General features: G+C 69.9%; 18 protein-coding genes. 9 read left to right on the top strand and 9 right to left on the bottom strand.

Features of this window, described 5'->3' with window-relative positions; genetic code table 11:
- The first annotated feature begins 26 nt into the window (after positions 1–26).
- Positions 27–914, top strand: coding sequence for an LLM class flavin-dependent oxidoreductase (locus ASD23_RS16145; protein WP_056013735.1), 888 nt, complete (start codon positions 27–29; stop codon positions 912–914).
- 75 nt (positions 915–989) lie between these two features.
- Positions 990–1,604 carry a hypothetical protein gene (locus ASD23_RS16140; RefSeq protein ID WP_056013730.1) on the top strand — a complete coding sequence of 205 codons (615 nt, stop codon included), beginning with the start codon at positions 990–992 and terminating at the stop codon, positions 1,602–1,604.
- 24 nt (positions 1,605–1,628) lie between these two features.
- Here the strand turns inward: ASD23_RS16140 and ASD23_RS16135 are convergent, their stop codons facing one another.
- Positions 1,629–2,006 (bottom strand): thioredoxin family protein, encoded by a 378-nt coding sequence (locus ASD23_RS16135; protein WP_056013724.1) that lies wholly within the window; start codon positions 2,004–2,006, stop codon positions 1,629–1,631.
- Between the two features lie 229 nt (positions 2,007–2,235).
- Here ASD23_RS16135 and ASD23_RS16130 point away from each other — a divergent pair, with 229 nt between their 5' ends.
- Positions 2,236–3,147, top strand: a complete 912-nt coding sequence (locus tag ASD23_RS16130; protein ID WP_056014909.1) for an alpha/beta fold hydrolase — start codon at positions 2,236–2,238, stop codon at positions 3,145–3,147.
- 27 nt (positions 3,148–3,174) lie between these two features.
- Here ASD23_RS16130 and ASD23_RS16125 read toward each other — a convergent pair whose 3' ends face one another.
- A complete protein-coding gene (locus tag ASD23_RS16125) occupies positions 3,175–3,990 on the bottom strand; it encodes a glycosyltransferase family 2 protein (RefSeq protein WP_082571658.1) in 816 nt (271 codons plus the stop codon).
- A gap of 196 nt (positions 3,991–4,186) precedes the next feature.
- Between ASD23_RS16125 and ASD23_RS16120 the strand changes: the two genes are divergently transcribed.
- From ASD23_RS16120 to ASD23_RS16110, 3 genes are all read left to right on the top strand, one after another.
- Positions 4,187–5,764 (top strand): M28 family peptidase, encoded by a 1,578-nt coding sequence (locus ASD23_RS16120; RefSeq protein WP_235507790.1) that lies wholly within the window; start codon positions 4,187–4,189, stop codon positions 5,762–5,764.
- Positions 5,765–5,961: 197 nt separating this feature from the next.
- Complete coding sequence (locus ASD23_RS16115) at positions 5,962–7,110, top strand: LLM class flavin-dependent oxidoreductase (RefSeq protein ID WP_082571600.1); 1,149 nt, start codon at positions 5,962–5,964, stop codon at positions 7,108–7,110.
- A gap of 2 nt (positions 7,111–7,112) precedes the next feature.
- Complete coding sequence (locus ASD23_RS16110; RefSeq protein WP_056013718.1) at positions 7,113–7,742, top strand: FMN reductase; 630 nt, start codon at positions 7,113–7,115, stop codon at positions 7,740–7,742.
- Here ASD23_RS16110 and ASD23_RS16105 read toward each other — a convergent pair.
- On the bottom strand, positions 7,668–8,345 hold the full coding sequence (locus ASD23_RS16105) for a DedA family protein (RefSeq protein WP_082571599.1): 678 nt from the start codon (positions 8,343–8,345) through the stop codon (positions 7,668–7,670). The two genes, ASD23_RS16110 and ASD23_RS16105, sit on opposite strands and share 75 nt — an antisense overlap.
- A gap of 238 nt (positions 8,346–8,583) precedes the next feature.
- Between ASD23_RS16105 and ASD23_RS16100 the strand changes: the two genes are divergently transcribed.
- Complete coding sequence (locus tag ASD23_RS16100) at positions 8,584–9,069, top strand: hypothetical protein (protein ID WP_056013715.1); 486 nt, start codon at positions 8,584–8,586, stop codon at positions 9,067–9,069.
- Between the two features lie 75 nt (positions 9,070–9,144).
- On the opposite strand, the gene ASD23_RS16095 is transcribed toward ASD23_RS16100, so the two are convergent.
- Positions 9,145–10,662 carry a DUF5979 domain-containing protein gene (locus ASD23_RS16095; RefSeq protein ID WP_056013709.1) on the bottom strand — a complete coding sequence of 506 codons (1,518 nt, stop codon included), beginning with the start codon at positions 10,660–10,662 and terminating at the stop codon, positions 9,145–9,147.
- Between the two features lie 229 nt (positions 10,663–10,891).
- The gene (locus ASD23_RS16090; protein WP_056013706.1) at positions 10,892–11,098 is read right to left on the bottom strand and encodes a dodecin family protein; all 207 of its coding nucleotides are present in this window, start codon (positions 11,096–11,098) and stop codon (positions 10,892–10,894) included.
- A 198-nt stretch (positions 11,099–11,296) separates the two neighbouring features.
- On the opposite strand from ASD23_RS16090, the gene ASD23_RS16085 reads away from it, so the two are divergent.
- Positions 11,297–13,333 (top strand): glycosyltransferase, encoded by a 2,037-nt coding sequence (locus tag ASD23_RS16085; RefSeq protein ID WP_082571598.1) that lies wholly within the window; start codon positions 11,297–11,299, stop codon positions 13,331–13,333.
- 6 nt (positions 13,334–13,339) lie between these two features.
- Here ASD23_RS16085 and ASD23_RS16080 read toward each other — a convergent pair whose 3' ends face one another.
- Positions 13,340–13,531 (bottom strand): DUF5302 domain-containing protein, encoded by a 192-nt coding sequence (locus ASD23_RS16080; RefSeq protein WP_056013701.1) that lies wholly within the window; start codon positions 13,529–13,531, stop codon positions 13,340–13,342.
- Between the two features lie 363 nt (positions 13,532–13,894).
- On the opposite strand from ASD23_RS16080, the gene ASD23_RS16075 reads away from it, so the two are divergent.
- The gene (locus tag ASD23_RS16075) at positions 13,895–16,177 is read left to right on the top strand and encodes a polyribonucleotide nucleotidyltransferase (protein WP_056013698.1); all 2,283 of its coding nucleotides are present in this window, start codon (positions 13,895–13,897) and stop codon (positions 16,175–16,177) included.
- A gap of 179 nt (positions 16,178–16,356) precedes the next feature.
- On the opposite strand, the gene ASD23_RS16070 is transcribed toward ASD23_RS16075, so the two are convergent.
- The 3 genes from ASD23_RS16070 to ASD23_RS16060 are packed head-to-tail and all read right to left on the bottom strand — an operon-like array spanning position 16,357 to position 18,238.
- On the bottom strand, positions 16,357–16,566 hold the full coding sequence (locus ASD23_RS16070; protein WP_056013695.1) for a hypothetical protein: 210 nt from the start codon (positions 16,564–16,566) through the stop codon (positions 16,357–16,359).
- Positions 16,563–17,240: an ArsR/SmtB family transcription factor gene (locus tag ASD23_RS16065; RefSeq protein WP_056013692.1), complete on the bottom strand. Its 678-nt coding sequence runs from the start codon at positions 17,238–17,240 to the stop codon at positions 16,563–16,565. Before ASD23_RS16065 ends, ASD23_RS16070 begins: the two co-directional genes overlap by 4 nt.
- A gap of 50 nt (positions 17,241–17,290) precedes the next feature.
- Positions 17,291–18,238 (bottom strand): ATP-grasp domain-containing protein, encoded by a 948-nt coding sequence (locus tag ASD23_RS16060; RefSeq protein WP_056013689.1) that lies wholly within the window; start codon positions 18,236–18,238, stop codon positions 17,291–17,293.
- Between the last annotated feature and the right edge of the window lie 72 nt (positions 18,239–18,310).

The raw sequence follows: 18,310 nt of genomic DNA, 5'->3' as shown, positions 1-18,310 counted from the left end.
GTGGCGGTGCTGCCTAGACTCTGAAGATGCGATTCGGCGTCATCATCCTTCCGCAGTACGACTGGCCCGAGGCGGTGCACCACTGGCGCGGCGCCGAGGAGCTCGGGTTCGACCACGCGTGGACCTACGACCACCTCTCGTGGCGGGGCCTCGCCGGGGAGCGCTGGCACGCGACGGTGCCCACGCTCACGGCTGCGGCGATGGTCACCGAGCGCATCGGGCTCGGCACGTTCGTCGCGAGCCCGAACTACCGGCATCCGGTGCCCTTCGCGAAGGATGCCGCGACGCTCGACCAGATCTCCGGCGGCCGCCTGCTGCTCGGCGTCGGCTCGGGCGGCACCGGGTTCGACGCGTTCGTGCTCGGCCAGCCCGAGTACACGCCGCGGCAGCGTCTCGCGCGCTTCGTCGAGTTCGCCGAGGCGCTCGACGTGCTCCTGCGGTTCGAGGAACCCGGGTCCGGCGGCATCTCGTTCGAGGGGGAGTGGTTCACCGCATCCGGTGCTCGCATGGTCGGTGAGCCGGCGCAGCGGCCGCGGATGCCGCTCCACCTCGCGGCGGAAGGACCGAAGGGACTCGACCTCGTGGCCCGGCTCGGCGACGGCTGGGTGACGACGGGCGGCACGATCGAAGACACCGACGCGTGGTGGCGACGCCTGGCCGAGCTGAGCGACCGGCTCGATGAGGCGTGCGGTCGGGAAGGCCGCGATCCGTCGAGTCTCGAGCGCATCCTCTCGCTCGACTCGGAGCCGCGGTACAGCCTCGAGAGTGCCGCTGCGTTCGAGGACGCCGTCGGGCGAGCAGCCGAACTCGGATTCACCGATGTCGTCGCGCACTGGCCGCGCGAGCAGGGCCTGTACGCGGGCGACGAGTCCGTACTCGACGAGGTGGCCGAGCTCATGCAGCGGCTGCGCTGACGCGCCGCAGGTCGACACCTCGGCCGAGGCATCCGGCGGGCTCGAGACATCCGTGCCCGCGATAGCCTGAAGCACATGCCCGCGCTCCGCTCGAAGCCGTTTCTCGCCTGGGAGCCGCTCCCGTACCTCGTCGTGTTCGTGCTGCTCCTGCTGACGGGCGTCGTGCGACCGGATGGCCCGCCGTGGCTGCTGTGGCCCTTCCTCGTGGTCCTCGGGGCGGCGGTCGCGTGGCTGGTCGTCGGTCTCGTGCGCGGGTCACGGCGCTCGAACCCCGATCAATGGGGAGACCTCACGACGATCGACGGGCTCGAGCTCGTCGACGCACCGCGTGTCGAGCGCGAGGTGCGCGCCGTGGTGCCGGTGGCCGATGCACACCGCCGCCAGCCCGCGATCGAACTCGCTCGGCTGTACGGCGGCACGGAACAGCTCGCAGTGCTCGTGCCGCGCTCGAGTCGGTGGCTCTCGCGGCGGTACCGCGTTGGGGTGCAGCTCGTGGGCGGCGACCGACCCCGTCATGCCGGCTTCCTGAGCCCGGCCGCCGACGACCGATGGCGCGGGTTGCTCGACGGCATGCGCGAGCAGGCTCGATACGCACGTGTGCCCGCGCTCATCACGGGCGGTTCGCGGCCCTACGGCGTCGAGGTCGACCTCAGTGGACTCGAGCGGCTCGAGGGCACGGCGGCGGAGTGATCCGTCGACGCTGGCCGACGCGGCTCAGGCCGAGGCCTCCTCGGCTTCCTGCTTCGCGAGGTCCGCGCGCACCTGCTCCATGTCGAGCGCCCGCACCTGGGAGATGAGCTCGTCGAGCATCGGCCGGGGGAGCGCGCCGGGCTGTGCGAAGACGCCGATGCCGTCCTTGAACGCCATGATCGTGGGGATCGACGTGATGTTCATGGCCGCGGCGAGCTGCTGCTGGTCTTCGGTGTCGACCTTGGCGAAGGTGAAGTCGGGGTTCGCCTCGGCGGCGGCCTCGTAGTTCGGCGCGAACTGCAGGCACGGGCCGCACCAGCCGGCCCAGAAGTCGACGAAGACGGTGCCGCCCTCGAGGATCGTCTTCTCGAAGGTGTCCAGGGTGAGCGCCACGGTAGCCATGCTGCAAGCCTATTCCGCGTCGCTGTGGACGTGCTCGGTGTTCGCTCTGCGCGAGCTGTGCGCCGGCGCCTGCTGCGGGAAGCGGGATCGCATGCGAGTGTGCAGCCCCGCCCCGCCCCGGCGCCGGTATCGTGAAGGCGTGGTCGCTTTCGGAGACGCGCTCGGTTCGTTCCGTCGCCGCGGCTCGGTCTCCGACGAATCGTCGGAACCGGAGGTCGCGGTCGATGTCGTGCGTCCGCATGGGACCGCGCAGCCCGACCCGGCACGTGCCGCCGACGACGCGATCCCCGACCTCGATTGGCGGGTGTTCCCCCAGGGCGCTGAGCACTCGATGTTCGAGGCGCCGAGCGGCATGCTCGCACGCGTCGCGCTCGGACCTCCGTCGGCCCCGCGCATCGTGCTGGTCCCGGGCGCCACGGGCTCGAAAGAGGACTTCGTGCTCATGATGCCGCTCTTCGCCGAGGCCGGATACCGCGTCGAGTCGTTCGACCTCGCGGGCCAGTACGAGTCATGGCGGGCAGGTCCGTGGAACCTCCGCCCGCCGCGGCAGCGCTACGACGAGCGGCTCTTCCTCGACGACTTCCTCGCGGTGCTCGACGACGGCACGGCGCCCGCGCACGTGCTCGGCTACAGCTTCGCAGGCACCCTCGCCGAACTCGCGCTCCTCGCGCGGCCCGAGCGCTTCGCGAGCCTGACGCTCCTCAGCGCCCCGCCCGAACCCGGCCAGTCGTTCCGCGGGGTCAAGCGCATCGGACCGATCAGCGCTTTCACGTCGCCCCGCCAAGGTGCAGGCCTCATGCTCTGGGGCATCCGCAACAACCTCAACCGGGTGCCGCCGCGTCGACTCGAGTTCGTGCGCGATCGATTCGCGCTCACGCGCCGCGAGAGCGTCGACGACATCATCGCGCTCATGATGCAGACGCCCGACCTCCGGGCCGAGCTCGCGGCATCGTCCGTCCCGAAGCTCGTCGCGGTCGGGGAGCACGACCTCTGGCCGCGAGAGCTGCACGAGCGATTCGCTCGCGAGATCGGGGCGCACCTGTCGGTCTATCCCACCGGCCACAGCCCGTGCGAGACCGCGCCGCATCAGCTCGTGCGCGACATGCTCGCGTTGTTCGAGGCGACGGAGCTCACCCCGTAGCCATCGCGGGCGGCGACGGGCGGATGCTCACGCGGGCAGCGGATCCTCACCGTCGGGTTCGGCCGCATCGACGACGACGGCATCCGTGGGCGATGCGTTCGCCTCCCATACCCAGACCGGCGCGCGGCGTCGTTCGGCCCGCCGGGTGAGCGGCGGCCACTCCCGCGACTCGACCGACATCGTGTGGAACGCCATGCGCACCCGTCGGGCAAGGCCGTCGAACGTGTCGAACGGGCGCGCCGAGACGCCCACGAGCATGCGGCGGTCGCGCACGACCGTCATGCCGGGCTGCATCCACCACGCGAGGTCGAGGTCGTCGTGCACGTCGGCTCGCTCGCGGTGCACGAGGTCGCGGAGACGTGCCCACGCGTCGGCCCGCATCGCGTAGTTCGAGCCGAAGATGGGCGGATGCCCGAGCAGCGCACCGATCACGGTGAAATAGCCGCCGATGTAGATGTTCCGTGCGATCCAGCGCACGACGGAGTTGCGACCGTAGAACGTGCCGCCGTTCGTGACGACCGCGGGGCGGTCGGAGGCGGCCATGCGCCGCTCGATCTCGGCGATCCAGTCGGGTGCAGGCACCGAGTCGGCGTCGAGGCGGGCGAGGAGATCGCCGGTGGCCGCGTCGAACCCCGCGGCCGTCGCCGGCCAGATGCCGCGCAGCGGCTCGTGCACCACTCGCACGCCGGCGGCGAGGGCGACGTCGGCCGTGGCATCCGTCGAGCCGTTGTCGACGACGATGACCTCGTCGGGGAGCCGGGTCTGGCTCGCGAGCGCGTCGAGGCATGCGGCGAGGAAGTCCGCGTCGTTCAAGCTCGGAATGATGACCGAAATCGTGCCCATCACGGCGAGTCTAGCCACGAGGCGCGCCGGTCACGCTCGATCCGTGCGCCGATGCGCCGAATCGGAAGCAAGGGCTGTCTTCTGCGCGACGCACCACATATGCTGGCCCCCGACCGGGGGTCAATGGAGACGGACCGGCACGGAAGGGGAGACGATGTACCCATCTGCAACACTTTCCAAGCGCGCCAGGACGGCGGTGATCGCAACCGCGGCGATCGCCGGGCTGGCGCTCGTACCGACCAGCGCGGCGCTGGCGGCGCCGGCGGGCGCCGGGTGCGACAACCGCACGAACAACACCTACACCAAGCTGCTCGAGTGCGTTCGCGTCGACGGCGTGCTCGAGCACCAGCAGGCGCTGCAGGACATCGCCGATGCCAACGGCGGGAACCGTGCGGCCGGGACCACCGGCTACACCGAGAGCGTCGACTACGTCGTCGACACGCTCGAGGCTGCAGGCTGGAACGTCGAACTCGACGGGTTCGACTTCACCTACGTACCGCCGCCAACGCTGCAACAGCTCGCACCGACCCCCGCGACCTACGAGTCGGCGGTCTTCACGGGCACCGGCTACGGCGACATCACGGGCAACGTGGTGCCCGTCGACATCGTGCTCGCACCCCCGCGGGACCCCGTCACGAGCGGTTGCGAGGACAGCGACTTCGTCGGCTTCCCGGCCGGGTCGATCGCGCTCATCCAGCGAGGCACGTGCGAGTTCGGCGTCAAGGCCGTCAACGCCCAGGAGGCCGGCGCGGCGGCCGTCATCATGTTCAACCAAGGCAACACCGAGCTCCGTTCCGGGCTGCTGACGGGCACGCTGTTCGGTGTCAACCAGACGCCGCTGTCGATCCCGGTCGTCGGCGCGAGCTTCGCCGATGGCGCCAAGCTCGCGCAGGCGGGCTCGACCGCCCACGTGGTCGTCTCCTCGCCGGAGTCGCGGCCCCAGGTGAACGTGATCGCCGAACTGCCGGGCAAGAACGACGGGAACGTCGTGATGGCCGGAGCGCACCTCGACTCGGTGCAGGCCGGCCCCGGCATCAACGACAACGGCAGCGGCTCGTCGGCGCTGCTCGAGATCGCGCAGCAGATGTCGAAGCTGCAGCCCGAGAACACGCTGCGGTTCGCATGGTGGGGTGCTGAGGAGAGCGGACTGCTCGGCTCGCGGGCCTACGTCGCCGACCAGGTGGCTGCGGGCACGCTCGACGACGTCGCGCTGTACCTGAACTTCGACATGGTGGCGTCTCCCAACTACATCTTCATGGTGTACGACGGCGACGAGTCGGGCTGGGACGCCCCCGAGGGGGTTCCGATCCCCGAGGGCTCGACGCAGATCGAGGACCTCTTCGAGAGCTACTACACGTGGGCGGGCGTGCCGTATGACGACGCGCAGTTCAGCGGGCGCAGCGACTACCAGGCGTTCATCCAGAACGGCGTGCCGGCCGGTGGCCTGTTCACCGGCGCCGAAGTCGTGAAGACCCCGGCGCAGGCGGAGATCTGGGGCGGCACCGCGGGTGCGCAGTACGACCCGTGCTACCACCTCGTCTGCGACACGATCGACAACCTCGCGCTCGATGCGCTCGACGTCAACTCCGACGCGATCGCGACGGCGGTGCTCACCTACGCGTACTCCACCGAGTCCGTGAACGGCGTGGTCGGCGCGAAGGTGCCCGGGAACTTCGTGCTGCCGGCACCTGGCACTCCCGAGGGCACGGTCAACCTGCCGGGCGGCGGCGGGCTCGCGCCCGACCACGGCCACGAGCACGACGAGCTCGACTGACACCGATCGAGCGCGGTTCCAGGGGCGGACAGGCATCGGGCCTGTCCGCCCCGTTCGCGTGCACGGACGGTGCTCGGCGCCTGATCCGTGCGGGGCGCACCGATCGGGAATACTGTGCAGGAGGCATCCGTTTGCTCAGATGTATGCAAAAGCATGCAACACGGAATCTCCCACGAGGATGAGCCCAGGAGGGCACCATGCAGTTCGGAATCTTCACCGTCAGCGACATCACGCAAGACCCGACGACGGGGCGTACGCCGAGCGAGCACGAGCGCATCACCGACGTGCTGACGATCGCGCAGCACGCCGAAGAGGTCGGCCTCGACGTCTTCGCACTCGGCGAGCACCACAACCCGCCCTTCTTCTCCTCCTCGCCGACCACGACGCTGGCCTACATCGCAGCGAAGACGTCGAAGATCCAGCTCACGACCTCCACGACGCTCATCACGACGAACGACCCCGTGAAGATCGCCGAGGACTTCGCGATGCTGCAGCACGTCGCCGACGGCCGCGTCGACCTCATGCTCGGCCGCGGCAACACCGGCCCCGTCTACCCGTGGTTCGGCAAGGACATCCGTCAGGGCATCAACCTCGCCCTCGAGAACTACGGGCTGCTGCACCGCCTGTGGCGTGAGGACTTCGTCGATTGGGACGGCCAGTTCCGCACGCCCCTCCAGGGCTTCCAGTCGACGCCGCGCCCGCTCGACGACGTGCCGCCCTTCGTCTGGCACGGCTCGATCAGGAGCCCCGAGATCGCCGAGCAGGCCGCCTACTATGGCGACGGCTTCTTCGCGAACCACATCTTCTGGCCTGCCTCGCACACCCAGCGCATGGTGGCGCTCTACCGCCAGCGCTTCGAGCACTACGAGCACGGCACGGCCGAGCAGGCGATCGTCGGACTCGGCGGTCAGGTGTTCATGCGCAAGAACTCCCAGGACGCCGTACGCGAGTTCCGCCCGTACTTCGACAACGCGCCCGTCTACGGCCACGGCCCGAGCCTCGAGGAGTTCACCTCGCAGACGCCGCTCACGGTGGGCAGCCCCCAGGAGGTCATCGACAAGACGCTCGGCTTCCGCGACTACGTCGGCGACTACCAGCGTCAGCTCTTCCTCATGGACCACGCCGGCCTGCCGCTGAAGACCGTGCTCGAGCAGCTCGACCTGCTCGGCTCGGAGGTGGTGCCGGTGCTGCGCAAGGAATTCGCGAACAACCGACCCGCGACGGTTCCGGATGCCCCGACGCACGAGTCGCTCGTCGCCGCGCGCAATGCGGCGAAGGCCGACGGCGGCACGATCGCAGCTCCGAAGGGCGCCGCGTTCGGCGCCGCAGCAGTGAAGGGAGCCTGACGATGACCACGCGCACCCTCGCCGTCGTCTCGGCCGGCCTCAGCCAGCCGTCGTCGACGCGCATGCTCGCCGACAAGCTGAGCGACGCCACCGTCGCCAAGCTCGCCGAGCAGGGCATCGACACGACCGTCGAGACATTCGAGCTGCGGGATGTCGCGACCGACATCATGAACCACATGCTCACGGGCTTCCCGAGTCCGAAGCTCGAGGCGGTCATCGAGGCCGTGACCGGCGCCGACGGGCTCATCGCCGTCACGCCGATCTTCACGACGAGCTACTCGGGACTGTTCAAGTCGTTCTTCGACGTGATCGACAGCGCCGCGCTCGCCGAACTGCCGGTCGTGATCGGCGCGACGGCCGGGACGCCTCGGCACTCCCTCGCGCTCGACTACGCACTGCGGCCGATGTTCACCTACCTGCACGCGATCGTCGCGCCGACTGGCGTGTTCGCCGCGACGGGCGACTGGGGCGAGTCGGCAGACAGCGTGAAGACGCTCCCGGCCCGTATCGACCGGGCCTCCGGCGAGCTCGCCGCGCTCGTCGCCGCGAGCGACCGTTCAGCGAACGTCAGGGACCCCTTCGCCCTCGACCGGCCCTTCGGCCACCTCATCGGCGGCCTCACTGGGGAGTGACGCCTCTCTGGCCGTGCGACGGCGGTCGAGCAGCGCCATCGCCCGGTCGACGGCGAGGCCGAGCACGATCGCGACCGGAACGGAGACCGCGGTCGCGAGGAGCGGCGAGTCGAGGAGCAGGCCTCCGACGACCGCGCCGATCCCGATGTTGAAGCACGCCCACACGGCCCCGGCAGCCGCTGTCAGCGGGAGGTAGCGCCGGAGCGGGACCCGACCCGCTCCGGCCGCCATATTCACCGCGATGCGGGCGAACGGCACGTAGCGCGCCGTGAACACGAGCAGCGCGGTCCGGCGGTGCACGGCGACCCGGACCCGTTCGATCGCGGCTGCGGTCCGGCGCGTGCGCTGCCAACGCCACCGGTCGAGGCCGACGCGCCGACCGATCAGGTAGCAGAGCCCGTCGCCGACGGCCGCGCCGACGGCCGCCACGGGAAGGAGCAGCCAGAGCGGCGGTGATCCGGTCGTGGCCGACACGGCGCCGAGCGCCACGACGACCGTCTCGCTCGGTAGCACGACCAGGAACGCGTCGGCCACGACGAGCGCGAAGACCGCGGGCAGGAGCCACGGCGACGCGGCGAGCCCGGTGAGCCACGCGTCATCCATGTGCCCGTTCTAGTGGCCGGAAGTGAACGGAAGGCGACGTCGGGACCTCGTCACGAGGGATCATAAAGTGAATGAACCTCATTTTGGGGATGTCGGACGCGGCCCGTGAAGCGTACCGTCGGCGACAGGACGTGGTCAGGTGCGACACCGTCCACGCGGACCGATCGGGGGGCGACCCGTGTGAAGGCCGGTGCCTGCGCAGTCCGGCCGCGCACACCCACCCGAAGGGAAGCAGATCATGCTCATTCGCCGAACACTCGCCGTGCTCGCAGCGACCGCCGCGCTCGTACTCGTGGGCGCCGGTGCCGCCTCGGCCGCCGGCAGCCCGCACTTCATCAAGAACGCCACGGGCGCATCGCTCTCGGGCACCTCGCTCGTGGTCCAGTTCAAGGAAGCGGGACTCTCGTCGGGTTCCACGGAGACCATCACGGCCACCGCGCAGCTCGACGCGACCTATTCATGCGTCAACAACGGCGGCCACGTGCCGTCCGACCCGAAGAAGACGACGATCAGCACCGACGTCTCAGAGAGCGGGGAGTTCACCGCCGGGAAGAACGGGAGCGTGACGGGGATGCTGACCCTCAGCGCGCCGGCAGCAGCCGATGTGCTCGACTGCCCGGGTGGACAGACGTCGACACTCGTCTCGGGAATGTGGTCGAACGTCTCGATCTCCGATGAGGACAGCGGGGCGTTCCTCGCCCTCGCCGGCACGTTCGCCTTCTAGCCGGGGGGGTCGCCTTCCAGATCGAAGCACGAGGAGCGGGAGGGCTCGCCCCTCCCGCTCCGCGTCGCGCCCGCCTCAGCCCGCGTGCGCCCGACGTCGGACGGTCACGAGCGCCGCACCGCCGAGCAGCACCAGGACGATCGCGCCCGCGAGCGGCCAGCCCGGCTCGATGCCCGTCGAGGCCAAGCCGGCGCCCGTCACTGCGGGCGACGGCGTGGAGACCTGCGGGGTCGGCGGGGTCGACTCGGTCGGCACGAGGGCGACCGGGTTCTCGAGGGCCACGGCGATCGTCGTGCGGTCGCCGATCACGAGCTCAGCAGAGCCGGCATCCGTGCTGACGCCGTCGCCCGAGAACCGGGGCGTCCCGTAGGTCGCTCCGCTGATCGCCTCGGGTTCCGCTTCGCTCAGCGTCACGACGGTGCCCGTCGGCAGGCCGGCGATGCCCTTCGGTGATCCTGGCGAGAGCGTCAGCGATCCGGTGACCGGCTGGCCGTCGCGCAGGTAGGAGTACGTCACCGTGTAGGTCGTGTCGTCGGGCACCGTGGCTGCGCCGTTGCCCGAGAGCGTCTTGGCCACGGTGAATCCGCCGAGCTTTCCGGTTCCGCCGCCCTCGCCGCCTGCGGTGACGAACTCGACGGGCCACGTGGTGAACTCCTCGCCGGAGGCCGTCACGGTGTTGCCGAAGAGGTCGCCCTCGCGCGCGTCCGCGGGCAGCGTCGTGCGGTACTTCAGCATGTAGACGCGATCCTCCGAGGTGACCGGCTCATTGAAGGTGAACTCGAAGGAGTGCGTGGCAGGCGAGTCGACGAGCGTGAAGGTCTCGGGACCGGTGCCCGCGACGAGCTCGTGGTACTCCCACGAGTCCCACCTCGATGCGGGGACCCAGCCTGCCGTGAGGCTCGAGGCGTCGAAGCCCATGCGGGCGTCGTAGACGTCGACGAGCACGGGCGACGGGTCGGCGGCGAGCACGTCCGACGGGACGACGACCTGCCATGTGATCGACGTGCCGTCGTCGTTCAGCCAGCCCCACTTCTTCGGCGAGGTCGGGGCGGTGCTGGGCTCGCCGCCGCCCTCGACGATTCCGCCGCCGGGGATCGGGACGCGGATCTCGAGGCCGTTGCCGGTCGTGAAGACGTACGTGTCGTCGTCGGTCGCGGCCGACGACTGCGCGAAGAAGTGCAGCGAACCGTGCACGTCGTCGTGCGACTCGACGTAATCGCCGAGCGTGCAGACGATGCTCGATTCCGAGACGACGCACTCGCCGACGTCGGCTCCCGCCGAGTCGCGGAGCACGAAGTTCGCCGAGTAGGCGCGCACCGGGCTCGGGAAGTCGAGGCGGAAGGTGTCGCCCGCGACCGCGGTGGCCGGGACGGCCCAGGTCGCATCGACGGCATAGCGCTGCCCGACCCCGATGGGGCCGTTCGGGGCGTCGGCGTTGATCGCGACGCTCGTGATGGCGTCGAGCTCGCTCGCCTGCGCCGAGGTCGGCACGGCGACGGCCATCGCCAATGAGGCGAGCGCCGCGGCCGCGACGGCCGCGATCGTGCGGAATCCTCGGTGTGGTCGGACGGGGGTGTGCGCATGCGGGTGCACGGTGGATCAGCTCCTTCGGGTGGAAAGCGGAGGGGCTGTGGGTGCAGCCCTCCACCCGAAGAGACGGCCGGGGCCGCGTTCGATGACGTCGGTCCGGCGATGCTCATGGAACTCTCAGCTACCGCGAGCGGCGCGGCGCCGCGGTCGCACCGGCACGCGCGCCGGGCATGCCGGATGCCGGTCGCCCGTTCGGTGATCGGACGATCGGCGCGTGCTCGTCGCCGGGCGCTCAGTCGTCGAGTACGAAGGTCACCTCGAGCGTGACCGACCACGACGTGACGGCGCCGTCGGTGACGTCGACCTTCTGCTCCTTGACCCAGGCGCCGGTGACGTTGCGCAGGGTCTCCGACGCCCGGGCGACGCCGGCGGCGACCGCGTCGTCGAAGCCGGTCTCGGAACGAACGGTGATGGTGGTGACACGTGCGACGGAAGTCATTGCATTCCCCCTCGAATCTGTGCGTGCGTACCGACTCATCTTGCGCCTCCGCCGTGCGGAAAGCGAGGGGCTTGCGGAGTCTCCGAACCCCCCGCCTCGTCGACGGGGCGGCGAACGGCAGTCGACGAGACGATGAATCCTCGGTTCCCGGAGGTGATTCCGTCCGTTCTTCGCCGGAGCACCCCTCACGCTGGAGTCGTGAAGGTCGTCCTCCTCGCAGAATCGTTCCTCCCGCACATGAACGGCGTGACGCACTCGCTGCTGCAGGCGCTGCGCCACCTCGAGCGACGGGGGCACGATGCCCTCGTGATCGCCCCGCGCTCCGGGCCGATCGACCACACCCTCTACGGCGCGCGATCCGTGCTGCTGCCGTCGGTCCCGCTCCCGAGCTATCCCGACGTTCGCGTCACGCTCGCGGGCGCGCATCGTCTGGCCGAGGTGATGCACGCGCACGGGGCCGAGGTCGTGCACCTCGCCTCGCCATTCGTGCTCGGCTGGCGCGGCGTGCTGGCCGCCGAGTCGCTCGGCATCCCGAGCGTCGCGGTCTACCAGACCGACATCCCGTCATATGCGGAGCGCTACGGCGTCCCGGGCGCGGCGCCGGCGCTCACCCGCCACCTCGGGCGCCTGCACCGGCGCGCCACGCTGACGCTCGCACCCTCGTCGTCGGCCGTCGAACGGCTCGAGTCGCTCGGCGTCGACCGGCTTCGGCTCTGGCGCCGCGGCGTCGACACCGAGCGGTTCGCGCCAGGCCGGCGCGACGAGGGCCGGCGCCGCGAGTGGGCGGCGAACGGCGAGATTCTCGTCGGCTACGTCGGGCGCCTCGCACCCGAGAAGCAGGTCGAGGACCTCCGCGCGATCGCGACGCTGCCGGGCGTGCGGCTGATCGCCATCGGCGACGGACCGTCGAGGCTGCAGCTCGAGCGGATGCTGCCCGAGGCCCGCTTCACCGGGTTCCTCGGCGGCGACGAACTCGCGCGGGCGATGGCGAGCCTCGACGTCTTCGTGCACCCCGGCGAGAGCGAGACCTTCTGCCAGACCGTGCAGGAGGCGATGGCGAGCGGCGTGCCGGTCGTGGCGACCGGGCGCGGCGGGCCGCTCGACCTCGTGCAGAACAGCGTGAACGGATGGCTCTACCGCCCGGGCGACCTCGACGACCTGCGGGATCGCGTGCGCGATCTCACCGGTGACGATGCGAAGCGCAGGGCGTTCGGGGAGCGCGCACGCCAATCCGTCGCCGGGCGAGGATGGGACCGGCTCGGCGACGAGCTCATCGGCCACTACGAGTCGGTGATGGGGCACGCGACGGTCACTGCGACGGATGCCGCGGCGCTTCCGAGCCTCGTCCAGGATCAGGGCCCCGTGGCATCCGCACCGCCCGCTCCTGCCCCGCGCCGCTGGAGTCGCTACGTCGCCGTCGGGGACTCGCTCACGGAAGGGCTCTGCGACACGTCTCGCGCGCCAGCGGGGGAGTACCGAGGCTGGGCCGACCGCCTCGCGATGCTGCTCGCGGTCGCGAGCCGCGATGCACCGGTCGGATACGCGAACCTCGCCGTGCGCAGCCGCAAGGTGCGGGACGCGATCGACGTGCAGCTTCCCGAGGCCGCCGCGCTCGGCGCCGACCTCGTCTCGGTGCTCATCGGGGCCAACGACCTCGTCGGCCGTCGAGTCGATCCCGAGCGGCTCGCGCGCGACCTCGGCGCCGCCGTCTCACGCCTGCGGTCGACGGGGTGCGACGTGCTGCTCGTGACGCCGTTCCTGCCGCGACGGCCGGTGGCCCGGTTCTACCGCCGTCGCTTCCGGATCTACAACGCGAGGCTGCGCGAACTCGCCGCGGCGACGGGATCGATGCTCCTCGACGTCGAGGCCGACCCCGAGCTCATCGACCTCGAGCGCTGGGCGGAGGATCGCGTGCACCTGAACGCCGCCGGCCATCGCGGCATCGCGTACGCTGCGGCTCGCGTGCTCGGTGTGCGCCATGCCAGCGTGCTCGGCGAGCTCGAGCACGCGGTGCACCATCAGGAGGAGGACCTCGGCCTCACCGCGGTCGGCGACGCCGAGTGGCTCGTGCGACACGCGGTGCCGTGGCTTCGTCGTCGGCTCGCCGGACGTGCCGCGGGTGACGGGCGAACGCCGAAGCGTGCGCAACTGGTGCCCGTCATCGTGCCGACGGCCGAGCGCGAGCCTCGGAAGACGCAGCTCGTCACCGTCCAGGGGACGGTGACGAGGGAGTGAGACGGATCAGCCGCTCTTGCGGCGGAACTCGCGCTTGTGGTCGGCCGGGCCCTGCGTGTGCTGTGCTGCGCCGCCCCCGTCGAGGTGGGATTCGCCGGAGCGCTTCTTCGCCGCGCTGTTCTTGCGATCGAGGGCCTCGCGGAACTTGCGCTTCGCCTCGTCGGACGGGCCCTGGTTGGTCTGCTCGTCTGAACTCATGGGTTCGAGTCTGTCACGGATGCCTCGCGCCCGCGCACGTGCAGGCGGTGCCGAGCGGGCTCGCGCCACGCGACATCCGCTGTTCACCGGCCGAAAACGGACGCTCTGCTAGCATTGGGGGAGGTTGCCCGTGCTTTTCGTGCGGGCGATCGCTGGAGCAGGCCGGCAGGAAGCTGGTCCCCTGTGGTGGATTACCGATTGTTGATCGAGTGCGACGAAGTCGTGTTTCGAGATCCGAGCGGTGGACTTCTACTGGTGGCCAGCGTGAACGCGTCGACCGACGCGATTCGTATTGCCTGTTCCTGCTCCTCTGGATGAGTCGCGCCCACACGGGGTGCGACGGTAAACAAAGGAGACGACCTCTTGGAAGGTCCTGAAATCACGTTCGCCGAAACGGTCATCGACAATGGCAAGTTCGGCACCCGCACCATCCGCTTCGAGACCGGCCGTCTCGCCCAGCAGTCGCAGGGCTCCGCCGTCGCCTACATCGACGAAGAGACTATGCTGCTCTCGGCGACCTCGGTCTCCAAGCAGCCGAAGGAGCACTTCGACTTCTTCCCGCTCACGATCGACGTCGAAGAGCGCATGTACGCAGCTGGCCGCATCCCGGGCTCGTTCTTCCGTCGCGAGGGCCGCCCCTCGACCGAGGCGATCCTCACCTGCCGCCTGATCGACCGCCCCCTGCGTCCCTCGTTCGTCGAGGGCCTCCGCAACGAGGTGCAGGTCGTCGTCACCGTGCTCGCGATCGAGCCCGACGAGTTCTACGACGTGCTCGCCATCAACGCCGCGTCGCTCTCGACGCAGCTCTCCGGTCTCCCGTTCTCGGGCCCGGTCGGCGGCGTCCGCGTCGCCCTCATCGACGGCCAGTGGGTCGCGTTCCCGAAGTACTCGCAGATCGAAGAGGCCGTGTTCAGCATGGTCGTCGCCGGTCGCGTGATCACCGAGGCCGACGGCTCGCAGGACGTCGCGATCATGATGATCGAGGCCGAGGCGACCGACAACGCGTGGAACCTCATCCAGGCCGGCGGGGTCAAGCCCGACGAGGCCGTCATCGCGCAGGGCATCGAGGCCTCGAAGCCCTTCATCAAGCAGCTCGTCGAGGCGCAGCAGTCGGTCGCGAAGACCGCCGCGAAGCCGACCGCCGACTACCCGACGTTCCCGCCGTACCAGGCCGAGGTCAAGGCGGCGGTGGAAGCGTTCGCGAGCGCCGAGCTCAAGGACGTCTACAAGATCGCCGGCAAGGTCGAGCGCCAAGACGCCGATGACGCGCTCAAGTCGCGCGTCAAGGAGCACGTCGCGGCCAAGGTCGAAGCGGGCGAACTGCCCGATTCGGCCAACGCCGAGGTCTCCGCGGCCTACAAGTCGGTCACGAAGCACGTCATGCGCACGCGCGTCCTCGAAGAGGGTGTGCGCATCGACGGCCGCGGGCTCGCCGACATCCGCCCGCTCGACGCAGAGGTGCAGGTCGTTCCCCGTGTCCACGGCTCGGCCATCTTCCAGCGCGGTGAGACCCAGATCCTCGGCGTCACGACGCTGAACATGCTGAAGCTCGAGCAGTCGATCGACTCGCTGAGCCCGGTCACCAAGAAGCGCTACATGCACAACTACAACTTCCCGCCCTACTCGACCGGTGAGACCGGTCGCGTCGGGTCGCCGAAGCGTCGCGAGATCGGGCACGGCGCACTCGCCGAGCGCGCCCTCGTGCCCGTGCTGCCCACGCGCGAGGAGTTCCCCTACGCGATCCGCCAGGTGTCCGAGGCTCTCGGCTCCAACGGCTCGACGTCGATGGGCTCCGTCTGCGCCTCGACCCTCGCGCTCCTGAACGCGGGCGTGCCGCTGCGCGCACCCGTCGCCGGCATCGCGATGGGCCTCATCTCCGACACCGTGAACGGCGAGACGCGCTACGCGGCCCTCACCGACATCCTCGGCGCCGAAGACGCCCTCGGCGACATGGACTTCAAGGTCGCCGGCACGTCGGAGTTCGTCACGGCGATCCAGCTCGACACGAAGCTCGACGGCATCCCCGCCTCGGTGCTCGCCGGCGCGCTGACGCAGGCGAAGGACGCTCGCACGACGATCCTCGCCGTGCTGAACGCCGCCATCGACGGCCCCGACGAGATGGCTCCGACCGCGCCCCGCGTGATCTCGGTGCAGATCCCCGTCGACAAGATCGGCGAGCTGATCGGCCCGAAGGGCAAGACGATCAACGCGATCCAGGACGAGACCGGCGCCGACATCTCCATCGAGGAGGACGGCACCGTCTACATCGGCGCGACCGACGGCCCCTCGGCCGAGGCCGCCCGCGCCCAGGTCAACGCGATCGCGAACCCGACCAACCCCGAGGTCGGCGAGCAGTTCCTCGGAACCGTCGTCAAGATCGCGGCGTTCGGCGCGTTCGTCTCCCTGCTCCCGGGTAAAGACGGCCTGCTGCACATCAGCGAGGTGCGCAAGCTCGCCGGTGGCAAGCGCGTCGAGAACGTCGAAGACGTGCTCGGCGTCGGCCAGAAGATCCTCGTCGAGATCACGAAGATCGACGACCGCGGCAAGCTGTCGCTCGCCCCGGTGCTGGCCGAAGACGCCGACACCGAGGGTCGCGAGACCGCAGGCACGCACGCTGAAGAACCCGCAGAGGGCGCCGACGCGTAGGTCGCAGTCACAACAGCGGATGCCCCGCCCGATTCGTTCGGGCGGGGCATCCGTCGTTTTCAGGCGGTGCTGCTGCGACGTGCACCGCCACAGATTCGGAGATCTCCATCCTCTCGGCGAGATCCGGCTGATCGGAACCGATCGGATGGTGAGCTCCGCCGTTGTGGCGGCGGAGCGGCTCACATGGGCAGGAAGCCGGCGCTGCGGTGCAGTGCATCGCGCTCGGCGAGTGCCGCCTCGGCGGTGGCTCGTGCATCGATGCGGCGCTGCAGACGATCTCGATCGTTGCGTCGAGCTGCGCGCTGCAGTCCCCAGCTCGCAAGGCTGAGACCGCTGCGCACCGCCCAGCCGGAGAGGAGTCCGGAATCGGGGGAGAGGAGAGTGGTCATCGTTCCTCCTTCGGAGAGGTGTCGTTCTTCAACGGGTCTTCGGTGACCTCCCCGCGCACGAGCGGGAAGGCGTTGACGTGCAGCTGCACGGGCCGGGAGCCGGTCGACGGTGTGCGCTTGTAGGCCGCGACGTACTTCGCGATCGCCGCGTCGATGTCGGCGACGAGGCCGCTCAGTTGCTCGGGCGTCAGGCGCAGGTTGATGGTGTCGCTCGTCGCGACGTCGAGCCACGCGTCGTCGAAGACGTGCTCGCCCTCGCTGAGGAACTCGCGGAAGTTCTGTTCGCGCTTGCGGAACCACTCGTCTTCGACGAGCTTGACCGCGAGACGGTCGGCGCTGCCCGGCGGCAGCGAGCGGGCATCGGGAATCGCGATCGAACCCGGCGTGCGCTCCCACCAGCGCTCGCGGCCCTTTCCTCGCGTGGTGTCTTCGCGCACGAGCCCGGCGCCTTCGAGCTGCCGCAGGTGGTAGCTCGTCGAGCCGCTCGATTCGCCGAGTCGTTCGCCGAGCCCGCTCGCGGTGAGCGGGCCGTATGCCGAGAGCTCGTCGTAGATGCGGACGCGCAACGGGTGCGCGAGGGACTTGAGGCTCGCCGACGGCAGCACGTGGTCGATGCCGGGGTGGCGGCTGCTGCTGGGCTGGGCCGTGATGTCGGCGGGTTTCGTGGTTGCCATGTTGCAAAGGTATCGCTGCAAAGAAATCTTTGCAAGCATTTGTTTGCAACTTATCGCGCAGGGCGTGTGCGACGTTCGAACCGGAGGAGGGTCGCCTCGGCGAATCTCGCCGCGCTGCCCGGCGCGAGGCCGAAGTAGAGCATCGGTTCGATGAGCTCCAGTTCGAGCACGGCGAGCCGGACATCGACGCGCACGACGTCGACGCGCGCATACAGCAGGTCGTACGGCAGGCGAGTGAGCATCGCCCGCACCTCCGCGACATCCGAATCGGCGACATCGCTCACCTCGACGGTGCCGCCGTAGATTCCGTGCGCGCGGAAGTCGCCGATCGCAGGTCGCTTGCGCAGCACATGGCTCAGGGATCCGCCGATGAAGATGAACGAGAGCTCGCCCTCGTCGAGGATCGCGTCGGCGAACGGCTGCACCATGACCTCGGCATCGGGTGGGAAGGCGTCGAGGGCCTGCTGAAGGGTTGCGGCGGTCGTGCGCACGACCCCTGATCCGCCGACGCCGACCGCGGGCTTCACGACGAGCGCCTCCCAACCCGACTCGGAGATGTCCGCGCTGAGACGCGCTCCGGTCCTCGGGGTTCCGCGCACCAGCGGCACGATGGGAACGCCCAGGCGATCGAGGTCGTCGAGGTAGTGCTTGTCGGCGTTCCAACGCACGGCCCGCTCGGGGTTCAGCAGCAAGGCGCGCGATCGCTCGATCGCGGCGACCGTCTCGAGGAACTGCGGCAGGTGGTCGACGTAGTCCCACGTGCTCCGGATCACGACGGCGTCGTAGGCGTTCCAGTCGACCTCCGCGCTGCTCCACGCGACGAGCTCGGCGTCCACGCCGCGCTCGGCGAAGGCATCGAGGAGTCGGTGGTCGTCGTCGAACAGCGACTCGACGTCGGGGATCTCCCACGTCACGAAGCGGGGGAGTCGCTCGCAACGCAGCACGGCGATGCGCAGTCGTCTCGCGAGCGATGCCTGATCGGAGCCGGTGCCCGTCATGGCGCCAGACGCTACCACGGGCGCGATCGAGCGGCGGGTGTTCGTCGTCGGGTGGTCGGCGTCGAGTGGTCA

This window comes from Agromyces sp. Root1464, from assembly GCF_001427265.1.
Taxonomy (GTDB): Bacteria; Actinomycetota; Actinomycetes; order Actinomycetales; family Microbacteriaceae; genus Agromyces; species Agromyces fucosus.
Note: the sequence above shows the minus strand (reverse complement) of the source record. Positions and strands in the feature narration are given on the sequence as shown.

Excerpts from the sequence above, each read along its gene's own strand:
- ASD23_RS16145 (WP_056013735.1), top strand. The coding sequence starts at position 27 with ATGCGATTCGGCGTCATCATCCTTCCGCAGTACGACTGGCCCGAGGCG.
- ASD23_RS16140 (WP_056013730.1), top strand. The coding sequence starts at position 990 with ATGCCCGCGCTCCGCTCGAAGCCGTTTCTCGCCTGGGAGCCGCTCCCG.
- ASD23_RS16135 (WP_056013724.1), bottom strand. The coding sequence starts at position 2,006 with ATGGCTACCGTGGCGCTCACCCTGGACACCTTCGAGAAGACGATCCTC.
- ASD23_RS16125 (WP_082571658.1), bottom strand. The coding sequence starts at position 3,990 with ATGGGCACGATTTCGGTCATCATTCCGAGCTTGAACGACGCGGACTTC.
- ASD23_RS16115 (WP_082571600.1), top strand. The coding sequence starts at position 5,962 with ATGCAGTTCGGAATCTTCACCGTCAGCGACATCACGCAAGACCCGACG.
- ASD23_RS16110 (WP_056013718.1), top strand. The coding sequence starts at position 7,113 with ATGACCACGCGCACCCTCGCCGTCGTCTCGGCCGGCCTCAGCCAGCCG.
- ASD23_RS16105 (WP_082571599.1), bottom strand. The coding sequence starts at position 8,345 with ATGGATGACGCGTGGCTCACCGGGCTCGCCGCGTCGCCGTGGCTCCTG.
- ASD23_RS16100 (WP_056013715.1), top strand. The coding sequence starts at position 8,584 with ATGCTCATTCGCCGAACACTCGCCGTGCTCGCAGCGACCGCCGCGCTC.
- ASD23_RS16090 (WP_056013706.1), bottom strand. The coding sequence starts at position 11,098 with ATGACTTCCGTCGCACGTGTCACCACCATCACCGTTCGTTCCGAGACC.
- ASD23_RS16080 (WP_056013701.1), bottom strand. The coding sequence starts at position 13,531 with ATGAGTTCAGACGAGCAGACCAACCAGGGCCCGTCCGACGAGGCGAAG.
- ASD23_RS16070 (WP_056013695.1), bottom strand. The coding sequence starts at position 16,566 with ATGACCACTCTCCTCTCCCCCGATTCCGGACTCCTCTCCGGCTGGGCG.
- ASD23_RS16065 (WP_056013692.1), bottom strand. The coding sequence starts at position 17,240 with ATGGCAACCACGAAACCCGCCGACATCACGGCCCAGCCCAGCAGCAGC.
- ASD23_RS16060 (WP_056013689.1), bottom strand. The coding sequence starts at position 18,238 with ATGACGGGCACCGGCTCCGATCAGGCATCGCTCGCGAGACGACTGCGC.